This is a genomic window from Actinomyces sp. Marseille-P3109, assembly GCF_900323545.1.
Lineage (GTDB): Bacteria > Actinomycetota > Actinomycetes > Actinomycetales > Actinomycetaceae > Actinomyces.
In genome coordinates, this window is sequence record NZ_OOHN01000008.1 from 3071358 (window position 1) to 3089523 (window position 18166).

Annotated in this window: 16 protein-coding genes; 13 read left to right on the top strand and 3 right to left on the bottom strand. The window is 70.5% G+C overall.

From position 1 onward, the window contains the following. Window positions 1-271 precede the first annotated feature (271 nt). From BQ8008_RS13155 to BQ8008_RS13195, 9 genes are all read left to right on the top strand, one after another. Window positions 272-1267: a Bax inhibitor-1/YccA family protein gene (locus BQ8008_RS13155; protein WP_108834481.1), complete on the top strand. Its 996-nt coding sequence runs from the start codon at window positions 272-274 to the stop codon at window positions 1265-1267. Between the two features lie 244 nt (window positions 1268-1511). Beyond that, window positions 1512-1919: an FKBP-type peptidyl-prolyl cis-trans isomerase gene (locus tag BQ8008_RS13160; RefSeq protein WP_108834483.1), complete on the top strand. Its 408-nt coding sequence runs from the start codon at window positions 1512-1514 to the stop codon at window positions 1917-1919. 9 nt (window positions 1920-1928) lie between these two features. After that, a complete protein-coding gene (locus BQ8008_RS13165; RefSeq protein WP_108834485.1) occupies window positions 1929-2969 on the top strand; it encodes a S66 family peptidase in 1041 nt (346 codons plus the stop codon). A 250-nt stretch (window positions 2970-3219) separates the two neighbouring features. Further along, entirely contained in the window at window positions 3220-3720 is a 501-nt protein-coding gene (locus BQ8008_RS13170) for a YjdF family protein (RefSeq protein WP_108834487.1), read from the top strand. A 295-nt stretch (window positions 3721-4015) separates the two neighbouring features. Next, the gene (ilvD, locus tag BQ8008_RS13175; protein WP_108834489.1) at window positions 4016-5902 is read left to right on the top strand and encodes a dihydroxy-acid dehydratase; all 1887 of its coding nucleotides are present in this window, start codon (window positions 4016-4018) and stop codon (window positions 5900-5902) included. Window positions 5903-5983: 81 nt separating this feature from the next. Further along, on the top strand, window positions 5984-6835 hold the full coding sequence (locus BQ8008_RS13180) for an ATP-binding cassette domain-containing protein (RefSeq protein ID WP_108834492.1): 852 nt from the start codon (window positions 5984-5986) through the stop codon (window positions 6833-6835). Next, window positions 6832-7767 carry an ATP-binding cassette domain-containing protein gene (locus tag BQ8008_RS13185; protein ID WP_199908001.1) on the top strand — a complete coding sequence of 312 codons (936 nt, stop codon included), beginning with the start codon at window positions 6832-6834 and terminating at the stop codon, window positions 7765-7767. Before BQ8008_RS13180 ends, BQ8008_RS13185 begins: the two co-directional genes overlap by 4 nt. 29 nt (window positions 7768-7796) lie before the next feature. Beyond that, complete coding sequence (locus BQ8008_RS13190) at window positions 7797-9353, top strand: ABC transporter substrate-binding protein (protein ID WP_108834494.1); 1557 nt, start codon at window positions 7797-7799, stop codon at window positions 9351-9353. Continuing rightward, complete coding sequence (locus BQ8008_RS13195; protein WP_234415426.1) at window positions 9350-11098, top strand: ABC transporter permease subunit; 1749 nt, start codon at window positions 9350-9352, stop codon at window positions 11096-11098. Before BQ8008_RS13190 ends, BQ8008_RS13195 begins: the two co-directional genes overlap by 4 nt. Before the next feature lie 125 nt (window positions 11099-11223). Here BQ8008_RS13195 and BQ8008_RS13200 read toward each other — a convergent pair whose 3' ends face one another. The 3 genes from BQ8008_RS13200 to BQ8008_RS13955 form a co-directional block, all read right to left on the bottom strand. Then, the gene (locus BQ8008_RS13200; protein ID WP_108834498.1) at window positions 11224-11757 is read right to left on the bottom strand and encodes a DUF4242 domain-containing protein; all 534 of its coding nucleotides are present in this window, start codon (window positions 11755-11757) and stop codon (window positions 11224-11226) included. Between the two features lie 192 nt (window positions 11758-11949). Then, a complete protein-coding gene (locus BQ8008_RS13950) occupies window positions 11950-12402 on the bottom strand; it encodes an aldo/keto reductase (RefSeq protein ID WP_267896230.1) in 453 nt (150 codons plus the stop codon). Further along, window positions 12302-12988 carry an aldo/keto reductase gene (locus BQ8008_RS13955; protein WP_267896231.1) on the bottom strand — a complete coding sequence of 229 codons (687 nt, stop codon included), beginning with the start codon at window positions 12986-12988 and terminating at the stop codon, window positions 12302-12304. The genes BQ8008_RS13950 and BQ8008_RS13955 overlap by 101 nt, the downstream gene beginning before the upstream one ends. A 79-nt stretch (window positions 12989-13067) precedes the next feature. Between BQ8008_RS13955 and BQ8008_RS13210 the strand changes: the two genes are divergently transcribed. The 4 genes from BQ8008_RS13210 to BQ8008_RS13225 all read left to right on the top strand — a co-directional run. Then, window positions 13068-13967 (top strand): LysR family transcriptional regulator, encoded by a 900-nt coding sequence (locus BQ8008_RS13210; RefSeq protein WP_108834500.1) that lies wholly within the window; start codon window positions 13068-13070, stop codon window positions 13965-13967. 34 nt (window positions 13968-14001) lie between these two features. After that, the gene (gene ilvA, locus BQ8008_RS13215; RefSeq protein ID WP_108834502.1) at window positions 14002-15567 is read left to right on the top strand and encodes a threonine ammonia-lyase, biosynthetic; all 1566 of its coding nucleotides are present in this window, start codon (window positions 14002-14004) and stop codon (window positions 15565-15567) included. Between the two features lie 221 nt (window positions 15568-15788). Beyond that, on the top strand, window positions 15789-16343 hold the full coding sequence (locus BQ8008_RS13220) for an NADPH-dependent FMN reductase (protein ID WP_009747066.1): 555 nt from the start codon (window positions 15789-15791) through the stop codon (window positions 16341-16343). A 147-nt stretch (window positions 16344-16490) separates the two neighbouring features. Then, on the top strand, window positions 16491-18166 hold a 1676-nt coding region (locus BQ8008_RS13225; protein WP_108834504.1), incomplete at its 3' end, for an ABC-ATPase domain-containing protein.

The following is an 18166-nucleotide window of genomic DNA, read 5'->3' on the forward strand; positions in this document are numbered from 1 at the left end:
GGGTCATCCTGGAGGATGAGAACCGATCGGTCGAAGAAAGTCGGAGAAAGGGGCCAGGGGGATTACAAGGGCTGCCGACTCCTGCCGAGCGCATGGGTACCTCTCCCCTGAATTGAGTGCTACGTCGTCAGGGAAAGGGGTTTCCTTCACCGTACCGGGGATGCGCATAATGAGCCCAGTTCCCGGTAGCGGCCCTCGTCGGTCGGCCGGGCTGCGAGCGGGCGCCCTCCGGGCCGTTCGCCCCATACCCCTCAGAGAGGATGAGAGGATCATGTCCAACCCCTTCTTCAGCCGCAGCGCCGCCTTCCAGGAAGGCGGCCGGGTGGCAGGGTCGGCTCCGACCCAGACGCCCAACGGCTACCCCACGATGCCGGGCTACCAGGCCGGACAGTATGGGCAGCAGCCCAACCAGTACGGGCAGGAGGCCACCGGCTACGGGCAGCAGTACGGCCAGTACGGTCAGAGCGCCAACCAGTACGGCCAGACCGCCGGCTACGGCCAGGTGAGCCCCGAGCAGATGGCCGGCCTGGAGGCCCAGTACCAGGCGCCGTCGGCCACCAACGCGGACATGCGCCGTATGACCTACGACGACGTCATCATCCGCACCGCCGGCATGTTCGCCATCATCCTGGGCACGGGTGCCATCTCCTGGAACCTGGTGACCAGCATCGATGAGACGACCCTCGGGCTGGGCGTCATGGCGATGTTCGTAGGCCTCATCGGCAGCCTGGCCCTGGGACTGGTCAACGCCTTCAAGCGGGAGCCCTCCCCGGCCCTCATCCTGGCCTACGCGGCCTTCGAGGGTCTCCTGCTCGGCGGCTTCTCCGGCTTCATGGAGGCCCGCTACGAGGGCATCGTCGTCCAGGCCGTCCTGGCGACGCTGGCCACTTTCGGCGCCATGCTCGCCGCCTACTCCTACGGTGGCTTCCGGGTCCAGGGGCGGTTCCGCCGGGTGGTGGTCGTGGCCACGCTCGGTTACGGGGTCTTCTGCCTCATCAACCTCGGCCTGTCGATGACCGGTGTGGTCGGCGGGGCCTGGGGACTGCGCTCCATGACCATCATGGGGATCCCGCTGGGCGTCCCGCTCGGGATTCTTGCGGTCATCCTGGCCTCCTTCTTCCTGGCGATCGACTTCGAGTCCATTGAGAACGGGGTGCGCAACGGGTTGCCCCGGCGCTACGCCTGGGCGGGGGCCTTCGGCCTGGTCCTCACCATCGTGTGGCTCTACGTGGAGTTCCTGCGCCTGCTGAGCTACTTCCGCGACTGACCGCGAGGACCCGGGATCGGCTCGGATCCGGTCTGGGCCCGCTCCACCACCTCGGCCGGGGCCGGGACGCATCACCTGCGTCCCGGCCCCGCCGCATGTCCGGGTGTTCTCCCGCCGAGTGCTCCGCCGTGGTTGCCTCGGCGCGCTCCGGGACGCCACGGTCCCGCTCGGCCCGTGTGGCGAGTTCGCGCTGGGCCGAGGTCCGCTACGGCGCCGGACCGCGGGCCTCACGTAGGCTCGCCGCATGATCAACATCAACATGCCCTCCGTCGAAGGCCCCAAGGGCACCAAGCCCACGCTCACCTTCCCCGGCCCCGAGGCCCCCGAGGGCCTGCAGGTCCAGGTGCTCGACGCCGGCGACGGCCAGGTGGTCGAGGCCGGCGACACGATCGTGGCCAACTACCTGGGCCAGATCTGGGGCGGCGACGTCTTCGACAACTCCTACGACCGCGGCCAGCCGCTGAATTTCCAGGTCGGCGTCGGCATGGTCATCCGCGGCTGGGACGACGGCCTCGTGGGCCAGCGCGTCGGCTCGCGCCTTCTGCTGTCCATCCCCTCCGAGCTTGGCTATGGCGACCGCGGTGTCCCGCAGGCCGGCATCCGCGGCGGCGACACCCTCGTCTTCGTCACCGAGATCCTGGGCGTCATGTAAGCAGACGCGATGATGCTGCTTCCGCCCAAGGCCCAGCCCGGTGACCGCGTCGCGATCCTGTCCCCGTCCCTGGCGGCCCCCGGCTTCGCCCCGGCGGTTCACGAGCAGGCCATGGCCAGGCTCGAGGCCCTCACCGGCCTGGTCCCCGTGGAGTACCCGACCACGAGACGGCTCGGCGCCTCGCCCGAGGAGCGCGCCCGCGACCTCAACGCCGCCTTTGCCGACCCAAGCATCCGCGCGATCCTGGCGACCGTGGGCGGCGATGACCAGATCACGGTCATCCCTCACCTCGACGGCGCCGCGGCGCTGTCCGATCCCAAGCCCTTCCTCGGGTACAGCGACAACACGAACCTCCACCAGTGGCTGTGGTCGCTGGGTATCGCCAGCTTCCACGGCGGCTCCACCCAGGTCCACGTCGGTCCGGGCCCGAACGTCGACCCGATCCACCTCGACTCGCTGCGGGCGGCGCTGCTGACCGGGGGCGAGCTGGAGATCACCGAGCCGGGAGAGTCCGAGGACCTGGGGCACGACTGGCTCGACCCCCGCGCCCTCATCGAGTTCGGCGAGCGCGAGGCCACCGAGCCCTGGACCTGGGCGGGGCCGTCCCGCTCGGTGACCGGCCCCGCCTGGGGAGGCTGCCTCGAGGTGCTCCAGTGGGTGCTGACCGCCGGCCGGTTCCCGGCCGACCCCCACGCTCTGGACGGCGCCGTCATGCTCATCGAGACCTCCGAGATGCTCCCGTCAGCCTCCGAGGTGGGGCGGGTCCTGCGCGCCATGGGCGAGCGCGGGCTGCTGGCCGCCGTCGACGCGGTCCTCGTGGCCCGCCCACCCGCCTCCTCGCTGGAGGACCGCCGGGACGCCCCGGCCAGGGCCCGCTTCCGAGCAGAGCAGCGCGACGTCGTCATCGAGACCGTCGGGCGCTACAACCCCGAGGCGGTCATCTGCGTCGGGGTCCCCTTCGGGCACACCCGCCCCCAGTGGATCCTGCCGCACGGCGGAACCATGACTCTTGACGGCGTCTCGCGCCGGATCACCGCCAGCTACGCCTGAACGGCTTGGGACTGCGGCACCTGGGATACTCTAGAGACGGCGCGCTTGCGCCACACCCGGTAGCACGAACTGCACGGTCCGGAGGAAGTCCGGATGACGCCGTCGGGGCCGCAGGTCCCGGATCAGCCCAGACCTTGTCGTCGTGGGCGAGTAACAACCAGGCGTTCGTCACCTCGGGGACACCGTTGAGCGGTTGTCACGGGGACTCCTGCTGCGCCGGGTGCGATCCCTCGCACCCGAAGGAGCCCGTATGTCCGTCTCCGACAACCAGGCTGGCATCCCCGTCAGCATCTCGGCCCAGTTCACCCTCTACTTCGACGGCCGCTTCTGGGTCGGCGTTCTCGAGCACCACGAACGTCATCGTGGCGGTGACATGATCGGTCAGGAGATCACTGTGCGGGCGGTGCGGTACGTCTTCGGTGCCGAGCCCACCGACGTCGAGCTCTACGACTTCCTCTTGGCCCGCAGTGGCGAGCTCATTGACCGCGCCGCAGAGTCTCCTGCGGTCCCGGCGTCCCAGTCGGTGGGCTCGTCGTCTCGTCGCCCCAACCCCAAGCGCGCCGCCCGGCAGGCCGCCAAGGAGGCAGCCCGGGCGCGCCCATCCACCGCCGCGCAGGCCGCACTGGCCGCTGCCCGTGAGGAGACCGCGGCCCGTGCCTCCCGTGACCGGAGTCGACGCCGTCGCCAGGAGGCGGACGATGCCTGGGTCCGACGTCGTCAGCGGGCCAAACGTCGCCACCGCGGCAGGTGAGATGCATCAGGGGCATCGGCTCTGGTGCACGTAGTGACGCAAGGTGAGCGTTCCGCAAATAGTGGCCGTGAGGGTGGCGTTGAGGACGGCCGTCTCAGATGCGGGGGAGTGGCCTGCGACCGCGCCGGGTCAGCGTTATCGCGGGTGTCACGTCTCAGGGACGGATCTCGGTGCGTCAGGACGGGCCGGTGGGGGATACGCTGTGGCAACACGGCGTCGTGAAGCGCTGGCCATTCCCCTGCGGCCGGCTCCTTGCGACGCCGTTCCAGTACGCCTGCCCGAAAAGGAACCGCTCATGCCGCAGTACCGCAGCGCTACCTCCACCCACGGCCGCAATATGGCGGGCGCCCGTGCTCTGTGGCGTGCCACGGGCGTCAAGGACTCGGACTTCGGTAAGCCTATCATCGCCATCGCGAATTCCTTCACTCAGTTCGTCCCCGGCCACGTGGGTCTGCGCGACGTCGGGCGCCTCGTGGCCACCGAGATCGAGGCCGCCGGCGGACTGGCCAAGGAGTTCAACACGATCGCCGTCGACGACGGCATCGCCATGGGCCACGACGGCATGCTCTACTCCCTGCCCAGCCGCGACCTCATCGCCGACTCCGTGGAGTACATGGTCAGCGCCCACTGCGCCGACGCCCTCGTGTGCATCTCCAACTGCGACAAGATCACCCCGGGCATGCTCATGGCCGCCATGCGCCTCAACATCCCGGCCATCTTCATCTCCGGCGGCCCCATGGAGTCGGGCAAGATGACCGCCGCCGACGGCACCACCCGCAAGCTCGACCTCATCGACGCCATGATGGACGCCGCCGACCCCACCGTCTCCGACGAGACCATCAGCGCCATCGAGCGTCTGGCCTGCCCCACCTGCGGCTCCTGCTCGGGCATGTTCACCGCCAACTCCATGAACTGCCTCACCGAGGCGCTCGGTCTGGCCATGCCCATGAACGGCACCCTGCTGGCCACCCACGCCGACCGCGGCGAGCTCTTCAAGAGGGTCGGCCACCAGATCGTCGAGATCACCCGGGCCTACTACGAGCACGACGACGACTCCGTCCTGCCGCGCTCCATCGCCACCAAGGCCGCCTTTGAGAACGCCATGAGCCTGGACATCGCCATGGGCGGCTCCACCAACACCGTCCTGCACCTGCTGGCCGCCGCCCAGGAGGCCGAGGTCGACTTCACCATGGCCGACATCGACCGCCTCTCGCGCAAGGTCCCCCACCTGGCCAAGGTCGCGCCGTCGACGAACCTCTACCACATCGAGGACGTCCACCGCGCCGGCGGCATCCTCGGCATCCTCGGCGAGCTCGACCGCGGCGGCCTGCTGGAGACCTCCACCACCAACGTCCTGCGCTCCACCCTCGGCGACGAGCTCGCCGCCTACGACATCGCCCGCCCCGGCCCCGACGGCGTCCCCGGCTCCCAGGTGAGCGAGGAGATCCGCACCGGCTACCTCGCCGCCCCCGCCGGCGTGCGCACCACCGAGATGTTCTCCCAGGCCTCCCGCTGGGAATCGCTCGACAACGACCGCGCAGGCGGCTGCATCCGCGACATCGAGCACGCCTACTCCGCCGACGGCGGCCTGGCCGTTCTCTTCGGCAACATCGCCGAGAAGGGCTGCATCGTCAAGACCGCCGGCGTCGACGAGTCGATCCTGACCTTCTCCGGGCCCGCCGTCGTCTTCGAGTCCCAGGAGGACGCCGTCGCCGGGATCCTCGGCAAGCAGGTGAAGTCCGGCGACGTCGTCATCATCAGCCACGAGGGGCCGCGCGGCGGGCCCGGCATGCAGGAGATGCTCTACCCGACGACGTACATCAAGTCCATGCACCTGGGCAAGGAGTGCGCCCTGCTCACCGACGGGCGCTTCTCCGGGGGTACCTCCGGCCTGAGCATCGGCCACGTCTCCCCGGAGGCGGCGGCTGGCGGACTCATCGGCCTGGTGCGCAGTGGTGACATCATCGACATCGACATCCCGGGCCGCTCCATCTCCGTGCGCCTGAGCGAGGAGGAGATCGAGCGTCGCCGCACCGAGGAGGAGGCCCGCGGCGAGGACGCCTGGACCCCGCACGTGGACCGGCCCCGCAAGGTCTCCGCGGCACTGCGCGCCTACGCGATGCTCGCCACCAGCGCCGACCTGGGCGCCGTGCGCGACCTCAAGCGCCTCGGCGTCAGGTAGGCCGGCGGCCCGGGGGAGGTTGGCCCCAACCGACCCATCGCATATTTGAAAATCGTTGTCACTCGCATCTAGAGTTTGCATGTGACAATCGTTCTCAGATCGTTGGTGGTGCGCTCCGGCGCCACGACGCTGGTCGACGACGTCGACCTGCACCTCGCGCCCGGCAGTAGGACCGCGCTCGTCGGCGCCTCCGGGGCCGGCAAGTCCCTGACCTGCGCGGCGCTCGCGGGCACCCTCCCGGCCGGGCTGGAGGTCACCGGCTCCCTGACCGTCGCACCCGACGGCGCCGACCCTGACCACGACTCGCGCGCGAGCTCCGACCCGGCGGACCAGGCAAGCGGCGTCAACCTGCTGGGGCTGCCCGCCGCGATGCGCCCCCGCAGCTGCCGTATCGCGTTGGTGTCCCAGGACCACTCCACCGCCCTGCACCCGCTCATCCCAGTCGGTCGCCAGATCTCCCTGGCCTCCCAGGCCGCCGGACGCACCCAGAGCGAGGCCGACGTGCGCGCCACCGACTATCTCTACGCCGTCGGACTCGATGAGTCCTTCGCCGACCGCGTGCCCGGTCGCCTCTCCGGAGGCCAGCGCCAACGCATCAGCCTCGCCCTCGCCCTGGCCGCCGAGCCCGCCCTCATGATCGCCGACGAGCCCACCGCCGCTCTCGACGTCGTCGCCCGAGCCGAGATCCTCGAGCTCCTGACCTCCCTCACCAGCCTGCCCGAGGCTCCGGCCTTGCTCCTCATCACCCACGACCTGCCCGCCGCCGCCATCTGCGAGAACGTCGTCGTCCTCCACGCCGGCGCCGTCATCGAGCGCGGCCCCGCAGCACGGGTGCTGGCCCGCCCCGAGCATCCGGTCACCGTCGCCATGTGCGACGCCGCCGCCGAGGAGACCATTGACGGGGCCCTGGCCGCTGTAGGAGCGGCCGCATGAGCGGGCTTGAGGCGCGTCGTCTGACGCGCTCCCACCCGGGGCACGATGGTGACCATCATGTGGCGGTGCGTGGTGTGGACCTGAGCCTGGCGCCGGGGGAGAACGTAGCGCTGATCGGGCGCTCGGGGTGCGGGAAGACGACGCTGCTGCGGGCTCTGCTGCTGCTTGACTCGCCCGGGTCGGGGGACCGGGGCGAGGTGCTGCTCGACGGCGAGTCCGTGCGCCGGGGCGGTGCCCGGGGGCTGCGGGGCTTCCGTCGGGCGGTGCAGTACGTGCCTCAGGATGCCGCCGCTACGCTCGACCCGCGCCGCACGGTGCTCGCTCAGGTGACTACCCCGTTGCGCACCCTGGGCGTGGTGCGCGACCGCGATGAGGCTGAGGCCCGGGCTCGGCAGGTACTGGAGAGCCTCGATATCCCGCGCGAGACCTGGAAGAGCCGGCCGCATGAGATCTCCGGTGGGCAGGCGCAACGGGTCTCCATCGCCCGAGCCCTGGCTCTCCACCCGCGCTACCTGCTGCTCGACGAGCCGGTCTCCGGGCTGGACCCGGCCCTGCGCCGCCAGACCCTCGACCTGCTCGCCTCCATCGAGGCCGACGTCCCGACGTCGGACAGCGACGACACGGGCGAGGCAGACGACAGGGGCGAGCCGACGCAGCCGGCACCAGCGACGGAGAAGCCCGCCCCAACTGACCGTGGCGCCGTGCCCGCCCCAACTGACCGTGGCGCCGTGCCCGCCCCAGCCCTGCTGGTGGTGTCGCACGACCTGGCCGCCGTCGCCCGTGTCTGCCGGCGCGCTCTGGTCATGGATGACGGTGCCATTGTCGAGGACGCCCCCATGCACCACATCCTCACCCATCCCAGCCACCCGGCTACCCGCGCCCTGCGTGACGCCGTTCCCACCCTGCCGACCACCGATACCTCCGACCGATGACACCCCGACACAGGCCCGAAGGAGCATCTATGTCTTTCCGCACCCCCGCCGTCACCCGCCGCCAGGTCCTCACCGCCCTCGGCATCGGAGCCGGCGCCGCCGCCATCGCCTCCTGCTCGCGCAGCTCCTCCGGCGACGGCCGCATCCGCCTGGCCATGTTCCATGCCCCCGAGAGCAAGCTCAACCCGCTCACCAACGACGGCTCCAAGCTCGTTCGCTGGTCCTGCGCCGAAAGCCTCACCAGGCTCACTGCCGACGGCGACGCCCAGGAGATGCTTGCCACCGCCTGGAAGCGCGAGGGTGAGACCACCTGGCGCTTCACCCTGCGTGAGGGCGTTACCTTCCACGACGGCACTGCCCTGAGTGCCGAGAATGCGGCCGCCGCCCTGACCTTCGCTGCCGGCGCCGCCAAGCCGCCGCGCGTCCTGGACGGAATCAACCTCACCGCGAAGGCCGACGGCAAGGACCTCCTCCTGACCACCGCGGCCCCCGACCCCCTCATGCCGCAGCGCGTATCCAGCCCCCAGCTCGTCATCCTGTCCCCGGCCGCCTACCCGAGCTCCGCCGACGGTGCCATCGATCCCGTCGGCCACGGCACCGGCGCCTTCATCCTCAAGCAGGCCAACGGTTCGGCCGGCGCCACCCTGGAGCGCAACGACAAGTACTGGGGCAAGAAGGCCGCCGCCCCCGGCATTGACGTCACCTACGTACCCGACGGTGCCGCCCGCGGAACCGCCCTGCGGACCGACACAGCCGACATCGTCGAGGCCGTCCCTGTCTCCCAGGCAGGTAACGTGGACAAGAATCTTATTCACGAGGTGTCGACACCGCGCACCTCCACCCTCTACCTCAACACCCGCTCCGGCGCCTTCGCCGACCCGGCCCTGCGCGCCGCCGCCCGCGATGCCGTCGATCCGGCCGCACTCATCAAGACCGTCTTCGAAGGCCACGCCGACTCTCCCGTCGGACTCCTGGGACCGGCCGTGCCCTGGGCCGCCGACCTGCGCGCCTGGAAGAAGGAGACCTACCCCGGTGCCACGGGTGCGGCGGCCACCGGCAAGGTCCCCGGCTCCACCGCCGCCGGAAGCGTTCCCGATGGAACCACCATCACCCTGGCCTCCTACACCGACCGCCCCGAGCTCGGTGAGATGGTCCCCCTCCTGGCCCAGCAGCTCGAGGCCGTCGGCTTCAAGGTCACCCAGGACGTGCGCGAGTACAACCAGATCGAGTCTGAGGCCCTGGCCGGCAAGTTCGACGCCGTCCTCGTGTCGCGCTCCACCGTCCTGGACTCCGGCGATGCCGTTGCCTACATGACCGCCGACTTCTCCTCCTCCGGCTCCTACTCCATGAGCGGCCTATCAGACCCCGCGGTGGACGCCACCATCTCCAAGGCCGCCGCCATCGATCCCGGAGAGGAGCGGCGCAAGGCCATCCTGGCCGCTGAGCAGGCCATCCTGGTCACCGGTGCTGCCATCCCGATCGCCCACGAGCGGGTCCTCCAGGGCGAGGCCTCCGGAGTCTCGGGCGCCGAGCGCGACCCGGGCGAGCGTGCCCTCATCACCTCGGCCACGACCGTGAAGAAGTGAGCGGTGTGCTCACCCGGGTCGCCGGGCGCCTGCGCACAGGCCACGACGCCGTCGCCGGTATCTCACGACTGCTCGCCCTGGTCTGCCTCATCGGCCTGGTGGGCATGCTTCCGTGGCTGTCGGGCAAGGACCCGGCTCTGACGATCCTGCGCGCCACCTCCTCCGACCGGGAGCCGACGCCGGAGGTCCTGGAGTCCATCCGTAAGAGCATCGGGATCGACGGCGGCCCCCTCCATGTGATCGGCCACTGGCTCGCCGGCCTGGCCCGCGGTGACCTGGGGCGCTCCTGGGTCTCGGGGGCCGCCGTCGGCCCGGAGGCCGTCGACGCCTTCGGGGTCTCCCTGAGCCTCATGGCCGCCGCACTCGGCGTCGGGCTCGTCATCGCCACCGCCCTGGTCCTGCCCGCCCTGCGCGACGGACTGCGAGGGTGCCCCCGGACCCGCGGTGGCGTCGTCTCCGCGGTCCTCATCTCCCTGCCCGAGTACCTCCTTGCCCCGATCCTCATGATCGTCCTGGCCGTCTACCTCAGGATCCTGCCGCCCTTCGGATGGGGCAGCCCCGAGAAGGTCATCATGCCCGCCCTCAGCCTGGGCCTGCCCACCGGCGGCTACCTCGGCGGACTCGTCTCTGACGCCGTTACGGCCACCTTCTCCGAACGCTGGGTGGCCACTTGGTCCACCGCGGGCATCCGGGGCCGGGCCTTGGCCGGGGCTGTCCTGCGTCGCGCACTGACGCCCCTGGCCCGTCAGATGGCTCTGGTCGTCGTCGCCCTGACCGGAGGGGCGGTCGCCGTGGAGAAGATCTTCGCGATCCCGGGACTCGGCCGTGAGCTCCTGGATGCCGCCACCGCCCAGGACATCCCGGCGCTTCAGGCTCAGATTCTCCTCCTGCTTGCCCTGGCACTCACCGCCGGTGTCGTCGCCGGAGTCGCCGGCCGCCTCCTCATGGGGCAGGCGGCCGGCGCCGGAGGTTTGAGTGCCCCGCCCCCGGTGCGCCACTCCGGACGGGTGGCCCGGGTCATCGCGGGATCTGGGGCGGGACTCCTGGCAGCGATGGTTGCCTGGGGGATCGGGCGCGACCCGTACACGGTGGTCGCCGACAAGCTCCAGGACCCCAGCGTTGCTCTTCCGCTCGGATCCGACTCTCTGGGACGCGACGTGCTGGCCCGGGTGGCACACGGGGCCGTGTCCACTGTGAGCAGCGCTGTCGTCGTCACGGTGGCGTGCTTCGTCATCGCGCTGCTGGTGGGACTGGTGCCGCGGGCGGCGACCGGTTTCATCGAGGTGGCCAACGCCGCTCCGCCGGTCCTGGCCGGGCTCATCATCGCCGGAGTATTCGGTCCCAGTGCAACGGGTGCCGCCATCGCTGTGGCCAGTGTCGGCTGGGCGCCGCTGGCATCCCATGCCGCCGGGCTCGTCGCCGAGAACCGTCAGCGACCCGATGTCCTTCTGGCGCCGGTCCTGGGGGAGGGGCGTGTGCGGATCGCCCTGACCCGGATCGTGCCCGCCGTCGTCGGCCCCCTGGCGCGACATGCGGCCTTGAGGCTCCCAGGCAAGGCCCTGGCCCTGGCCGGGCTCGGCTTCCTCGGCCTGGGCGCGCAGAGCCCCACCCCCGAGTGGGGACTGGTCCTGTCTGATGCTCTGCCCTATATCGAGCGGGCCCCCTGGGCCGTGGCCACGCCCGCCGCCGCCCTCGTGGTCCTGTCGGTGACCGCCGTCGCCGCCTCCCGCAGCGCCAGGCGCTGAGACCGCTGAGACATTGCCGCAGCGGGTGCGGTGAGGGGCGAGGGCCGGGGCCGTCGGGCACAAGAAACGCGGCCGGCGCTGGACCGCACATGGGTCCGCCGCCGGCCGCGCCGTGCGTCGTCGCCTCAGCCCTCCAGGGCGTGGAGGCGGTCGATCGGGGTGGAGACGGCCTCGCGGGCGCGCACCACGGCCTCCTCGTCAGGGGCGTCGTAGAAGCACAGGCACTTGACCGTGTCCTCACGCACGTAGGTGCGCAGGAAGCTCACCTCCGGGACCTGGGCGTACTTGGGGGAGTTGGCCTTCTTGCGGGCGAGGTAGGTCTCCATGGAGATCTCCTCGGGAATGTCCCACTCCACGAGGTAGTCGGCCTTGCGGGCCAGGGCGCGCACGTCCTCGATCTGGGCGCCCACGAGGCGGACCTCGTCGGGGCCGGTGACCTCGGCGTCGGCCGCGGCGGCCTTCACGGCCTCGGTCAGGGCGGTGGCGTCGTCGGAGTCGAGCTCGACGACGGTGAAGATGCGCTCGTGGCTGGCGGTCACCTGCGACTCCAGGACGGAGGCGCCGGCGGCCTCAACGGCCTGGGAGACCCGGGCGATGAGGGCCTGGGCGGCCTCTCGCGACGGCGTGGCGGGGACGAGCTCGAAGAGCTGGAGCGACATGGCGGCTCCTTTCCGTAGGGTGTGCGTACCAACCTTGCGGTCCATCAGGATTATTCCCGCCGGCTGGCGTGACCAGACGATGTGCTCGCTCTGCGGACACATCGTGGGGCGTGCGCCGTGTGCGAATGCGCCGCTCTCGGCGCCATCTCAGGGAAAAAGCCAGTGAGCGACCAATCCGGACTGCCCGGACGGTCACCGTGCGCCCTTCCCCTCGCCGTGGTGCTGTGTCGGCCGAGCCGTGACGGGAACGGCGAAGGACCTGCGGTCTCCTTCCCATGCGCCGGCCGGGACGGCCGCGCTCAGCATCTCCATGTCCTCCGTGGTGAGTCGGCAGGACATGGCGGCGGCGTTCTCCCTGACCCGATCCGGCCTGCGCGTTCCTGGGATGGGAACGACGTCGTCGCCCTGCGACAGCAGCCAGGCGAGGGCGACCTGGGCGGCTGTCAGGTCCCAGGACCCTGCGAGGCGAGTCAGGGCCTCGACCTGATTCAGGTTGGCACTGAGATGACCGCCGTTGAACCTGGGGTCGTTCGCCCGGAAGGGGCTATCGGCGACGGTGGCGGCGTCGATCCGCCCGCTGAGCAATCCGCGGCCCAGAGGGCTGTACGGCACCAGGCCGACCCCGAGCTCCCGGGCGGCGGGCACGATGCTGAGCTCCGGCTCGCGCCACATGAGCGACCACTTCCATCTGCACTGCTGCGATGGGGTGAACGGCGTGGGCGCGCCTGAGCTCCTCGGGCGTCACCTCCGACACCCCGAGATGGCGGACCTTGCCCTGAGTGACCAGGTCGGCCATTGCTGCGACGGATTCCTCGATCGGCACCTGCGGGTCCACGCGGTGCAGGTAGTACAGGTCGATGGTCTCCGTTCCCAGCCGGCGCAACGACGCGTCGCAGTAGGCGGCGATGCGGCTGGGATGAGCATCCAGCTGCACCCCGTCCTCGCGCCGGACAATGCCGAACTTCGTGGCGATCTGAAGGCTGTCGCGTGCGATGCCGCTGGTGGAGACGGCTCGACCGACAATCTCCTCATTGTGGCCCTGCCCGTAGCTCATCGCGGTGTCGAGCATCGTGATGCCGGAGTCGAGGGCCGCGTGAATGGCGGCCAGGGACTCATCGTCGTCGGTTGGTCCGTATCCCTGGGACAGGCCCATGCACCCGAGTCCCAGGGCTGAGGTTTCCAGGGTCCCTACGTGGTGGATCGCGGTTTCTGCGGACTTGATGAATGTCATATGTGAACGGTAAATACCTGGAAACCAATATGTCCAAGACTAAATTCACATGCTTTCCATATCGTTTTACTATGGAGAGATGGAGTTGCGTCATCTGCGGTCATTCGAGGCGATTGTGCGGTGCGGCGGGTTCACGAGGGCGGCCGCCGAGCTCCATCTGGCTCAGCCGGTCGTCTCCGCCCACATCAAGCGGTTGGAGCAGGACCTGGGGGTGACGCTGCTGCATCGCTCTCGGAAGGTGTCCCTCAGCGCCGCGGGGGAGTCGTTCCTGCCCTCCGTGCGTCGAGCGCTGGCGATTCTTGGTGAGGGGGAGCGGGCCGTGCGCGCATTGCGGTCCGTGTCCGCCGGGCACGTCAGGGTGGCTGCGACGTCGCTCCTCGGCGGTTTCGACCTCGTGAGCACGATGAGTCGGTTCCGGGCGAGGTATCCGGGAGTCACGGTCTCGCTGCGCACAGGGCTCATCGCTGACCTGCTCGAAGAGCTCCGCCGGGGACGGGTCGACGTCGTCATCGGCCCCGTGGGGGAGCAGTGGGAGCAGGAAGGATATCGCCGCACCGAGATCGCGGACGAATGGCTGGTCCTCATCACTCCGTTGTCGAGTGCTCGTCGGGTGGGGGCGTTGGCCGATGTGGTGAACGAACCGTTCGTGTGCCTATCCTCGGACAGCGGACTGCGGCGTTTGTTGAATGAGGCGTTCAGCGCGATCGAGGCGGTGCCGCGGGTGGAGTTCGAGACGCACAGCCCGGCCAGCATCCGTGAGATGGTGGCGGCCGGCCTGGGTTGCGCGCTGATCGCGCGGTCGGCAGTCCGGCAGGAGGGGGCGGACGTGCAGGTCCACCATATCCCGGGGCTCCCTCCGCATCCGCCGATCGCCGCGATATCGGCGTCGGACGCGGCCCCGCCCATCGCCCGATTCGTCGACGAGCTGACGGCTGCGCGCTCCGCCTCACCTACAGCGGGTACGGCGCGGCCGGCTTGAGTCGGAGGGTGACCCGCCCGTTACGCTGTCACCCGTGAATGAGCTCGACAGTGTCAGCAGCAACGGAACCCCGGCCTGGGACAGCCCCCACTACCTGCGGGAGATCCTCAAGGCCCCCGTCTACGAGGCGGCCGAGCACACGCCCCTCCAGGAGATGCCCGCCTTGTCGGCCCGCCTGGGCAACACCGTCGAGGTCAAGCGCGAGGACCTTCAGTCGGTCCACTCCTTCAAGATCCGCGGCGCCTACAACGCCATGCGCTCCCTGGGCCCGGCCGAGCGCGAGCGCGGCGTCGTGACCGCCTCGGCCGGCAACCACGCCCAGGGCGTGGCCCGCTCCGCTGCCCTGCTGGGGATGAGCGCCATCATCGTCATGCCCACCGTCACCCCCCAGATTAAGGTCGACGCCGTGCGCGCCCTGGGCGGCGAGGTCCGCCTCCACGGGGACAACTTCGACGCCGCCAAGGCCGAGGCCGTGCGCCTGTCCGAGGAGGAGGGCCACTCCTACATCGCCCCCTTCGACGACCCCCGCGTCATCGCCGGCCAGGGCACCATCGGCCTGGAGCTCATCCAGCAGGACGCCCACCTCGACCGCGTCTTCGTGCCCGTGGGCGGCGGCGGTCTGGCCGCCGGCGTCGCCGTCCTCATCAAACAGCTCATGCCCGGGATCAAGGTCATCGGCGTCGAGCACGAGGAGTCGGCCTGCCTCAAGGCCGCCCTGCTGGGCGGCGAGCCCATCACCCTGCACCACGTGGGCCTGTTCGCCGAAGGGGTGGCCGTGCGCCGCATCGGCGAGGAGACCTTCCGCATGTGCCGGGCCCTGCTCGACGACGTCGTCACCGTCTCCTCCGATGAGACCTCCGCCGCCGTGCGCGACATTTTCGACGACGTGCGCGCCATCTCCGAGCCCTCCGGCGCCCTGGCCCTGGCCGGCCTCAAACGCTACGCCGCCGAGCACCACCTGACCGGTGAGCGCCTGGCCTTCGTCCTGTCCGGCGCCAACCTCAACTTCCACCAGCTGCGCTACATCTCCGAGCGCTCCGAGATCGGTGAGCAGCGCGAGGCCATCCTCGGCGTCACCATCCCCGAGGAGCAGGGATCCTTCCTGCGCTTCGCCTCCATCCTGGGCGCCCGCTCGGTCACCGAGTTCAACTACCGTCTCTCCGCTTCCCGCGCCGCCACCGACCCCGCCCGCATCTTCGTGGGCGTGCGCATCGCCGGCAATCAGGAGCGCGCCGCGATCGTGGCCGACCTGGAGGAGGCCGGCTACGACGTCATCGACCTCACCGACGACGAGCTCGCCAAGGTCCACGTGCGCTCCATGATCGGCGGGCGCGCCACGCACGGCATACCCGAGCGCCTCTTCTCCTTCCTCTTCCCCGAGTCGCCCGGGGCGCTGGCCCACTTCCTGGAGGTCCTGGGCACCCGATGGAACATCACGCTGTTCCACTACCGCACCGACGGCGCCGACTACGGCCGCATCCTGTGCGCCTTCGCGGCCGGGCCCGACGACGTCGAGCTGACCGAGCACATGGACCGACTCGGCTACTCCTACAACGAGGAGACCGCCGACCCCGCCTTCCGCTTCTTCCTGGCCCGCTGAACCGTGACAAATATGCGGCTCCTAGGTCCTGACCGGCGGGTTCGGGGAAGGTGGGGGCTCGTTGTGGCAGGCGTCATGCAATAAGAAGTCGCTGTTTCTGTCAGAACCCCCATAGGGTTATTGATGAATCATTTGTCGCGGCCGGGCATACCGCGGTTGCGCAGGGCGGTCTCCGCCTGACGCTGACCCCGACCCGGCCTATCTTGACCAGGAGAAATATCATGACCCGTCTTGCCGTCGTCGTCGGTTCCGTCCGCCCCAACCGTGTGGGTGGCGCCATCGCCCAGTGGGTGGTCGACCAGGCCAACGAGATCGAGGGCGTCGACGCCGAGCTCGTCGACATCGCCTCCTTCAACCTGCCCCTGTTCTCCGAGGAGATCCCTCCTCGCATGGCCGTCCCCAGCGACCCGGCCGGCGCCGCCTTCGACGCGGCCCTGAAGTCCTTCGACGCCCTGATCTTCGTCACCCCCGAGTACAACTTCTCCATCCCCGGCGCGCTGAAGAACGCTATCGACTTCCTCCAGCCCGGCGCCGTGGCCAACAAGGGCGTGGGTGTGGTCGGCTACTCCTACAGCGTCGGCATCCGCGCCGTCAGCCACCTCCAGCAGATCCTCCAGGGCATGGGCGCCACGGTCGTGGCCTCCAACGTGTTCCTGTCGCTCAACACCGACTTCGCCGAGGGCGCCTTCTCGCCGGCCTCCTTCCACGACCCGGAGGTTCCGGCCATGGTGCGCGACGTCGTCGCCCACTCCGACGCCCTGGCCTCCCTGCGCTGAGGCGAATGGGGGCCGCGCAGGCCCCGGGGCCGCTCGGGCTCAGTCCTTCACGTCGCCGTCGGCGGTACCTGCGGGTGCCACCGGCGGCGACGTCGTCTGCGCTGCGGCTACGAGGGTGCGGCCAGGTGGATGGGTAGGGTTTCCACCATGACTGAACGCAGCGAGCGGGGCGGTTCCCACCGGGACGACAGGGGCGGACACGGCGACCGCGGTTACCGGGGCGGATCCGGTGGCGGCGACCGCGGTTACCGAGGCGGTCGCGGCTACCGGGATGGTGACCGCGGCTACCGGGGCGGCCGCGGGGGAGGAGAGCGCGGCTACCGGGGCGGCGATCACGACCGACCGCGCCGCGTCTACGACGACCAGCCCCGCGACGGCCTCCTGGCCGACCTCGTCGGCCACCTCCACGCCCTCGACGGGCGCTCCTACGCCGCCTACAAGGCGATCGTCGGACGCTACCGGGCGCCCGCCGGCTGGTTCCTGCACATCGACCGCGTCCAGTCCGACCCCTACGCCCCGCCCACGCGCATCCACGTGGACGTGCCCACCGACCTGCACGGACTGGCGTTGCTCGATGAGGCCGACCTGCTGGCCGACGTCGACCGGCGCCTGGCCGTGGGCGACTTCCTCACCCGCGAGCTGCATGCTGGATTCCGCGGCACGGCCCTGTCAATCGCCTCTCCGGGCCAGGAGATCCTTGAGCGCTCCAGCATCATCATGCGCCCGGACGAGACGGGAGAGAAACCCGGTTGGGTCCTGGAGGTCCGTGCCCGCCTGGCCCTGCCCGCCCAGGGCCGCTCCATCCAGGGCCACGAGGCCTCCCGGATCGTAGGGCGCGACCTCGTGCGCGAGCTGGAGGAGGCCATGGACCTCACCGGTGAGCGGGGCGACCGGCTCGTGCACCACGTCGCCACCCTCGAGGACCACCGGGCCCTGACCGCGGCGGTGGCCCGCAACGGCTGGGTGTCCTTCCTCGCCGACGGCGCCGTGCTGCCGCGCCGCTCCGGCGTGAGCGACGAGCCCCTGGACGGGGGTGTTCCCCTCCAGGCCCCCGACTCCATGGCCGCCATGGTCGACCTGCCCCACGCCGGGCGCGTACGTGGCACCGTCGTCGAAGCCGGCGTGAGCGTCATCGTCGGAGGCGGCTACCACGGCAAGTCCACGCTGCTGAGCGCCATCGAGCGCGGTGTCTACCCGCACGTGCCCGGGGACGGGCGCGAGCTCGTCGCCACGGTCCCCGACGCCGTCAAGGTGCGGGCCGCCGACGGGCGCGCCGTGACCGGCGTCGACCTGACCCCCTTCATCTCCCACCTGCCGGCCGGGCGCGACACCGCCTCCTTCACCACCCGCAACGCCTCGGGATCCACCTCCCAGGCCGCTTCCATCATCGAGGCGGTCGAGGCCGGCTCCACCGTGCTCCTGCTGGACGAGGACACCTCCGCCACGAACCTGCTCATCCGCGACTCGCGCATGCGCGAGCTGGTGGCCGCCGACCGCGAGCCCATCACGCCCCTGGTGGACCGCATCACCGCGCTGTTCCGCCGGCGGGGCGTCTCCACGGTCATGGTCATGGGCGGCTCCGGGGACTACCTGGATGTGGCCGACCGGGTCCTGCTCATGGACGCCTACCACCTGCGCGACGTCACCGAGCAGGCCCGCCGGGTCGTGGCCGACCAGCCCCGGCCCCTGACCGAGCTGGAGGACTTCGCCGCGCCCAGGCAGCGCGTCCCCGAGCCCGCCCCGCCGCGCACCCGCCGGGGCCCCGTGCGCACCCGCGCCCAGGGCACCTCCACCCTCGTCTTGGACCGGGAGGACATCGACAT

Bases quoted from the DNA above. Each gene is read 5' to 3' on its own strand.
- BQ8008_RS13155 (WP_108834481.1), top strand. From the start codon at position 272: ATGTCCAACCCCTTCTTCAGCCGCAGCGCCGCCTTCCAGGAAGGCGGC.
- BQ8008_RS13160 (WP_108834483.1), top strand. From the start codon at position 1,512: ATGATCAACATCAACATGCCCTCCGTCGAAGGCCCCAAGGGCACCAAG.
- BQ8008_RS13165 (WP_108834485.1), top strand. From the start codon at position 1,929: ATGATGCTGCTTCCGCCCAAGGCCCAGCCCGGTGACCGCGTCGCGATC.
- BQ8008_RS13170 (WP_108834487.1), top strand. From the start codon at position 3,220: ATGTCCGTCTCCGACAACCAGGCTGGCATCCCCGTCAGCATCTCGGCC.
- ilvD (WP_108834489.1), top strand. From the start codon at position 4,016: ATGCCGCAGTACCGCAGCGCTACCTCCACCCACGGCCGCAATATGGCG.
- BQ8008_RS13185 (WP_199908001.1), top strand. From the start codon at position 6,832: ATGAGCGGGCTTGAGGCGCGTCGTCTGACGCGCTCCCACCCGGGGCAC.
- BQ8008_RS13190 (WP_108834494.1), top strand. From the start codon at position 7,797: ATGTCTTTCCGCACCCCCGCCGTCACCCGCCGCCAGGTCCTCACCGCC.
- BQ8008_RS13200 (WP_108834498.1), bottom strand. From the start codon at position 11,757: ATGTCGCTCCAGCTCTTCGAGCTCGTCCCCGCCACGCCGTCGCGAGAG.
- BQ8008_RS13955 (WP_267896231.1), bottom strand. From the start codon at position 12,988: ATGACATTCATCAAGTCCGCAGAAACCGCGATCCACCACGTAGGGACC.
- BQ8008_RS13210 (WP_108834500.1), top strand. From the start codon at position 13,068: ATGGAGTTGCGTCATCTGCGGTCATTCGAGGCGATTGTGCGGTGCGGC.
- BQ8008_RS13220 (WP_009747066.1), top strand. From the start codon at position 15,789: ATGACCCGTCTTGCCGTCGTCGTCGGTTCCGTCCGCCCCAACCGTGTG.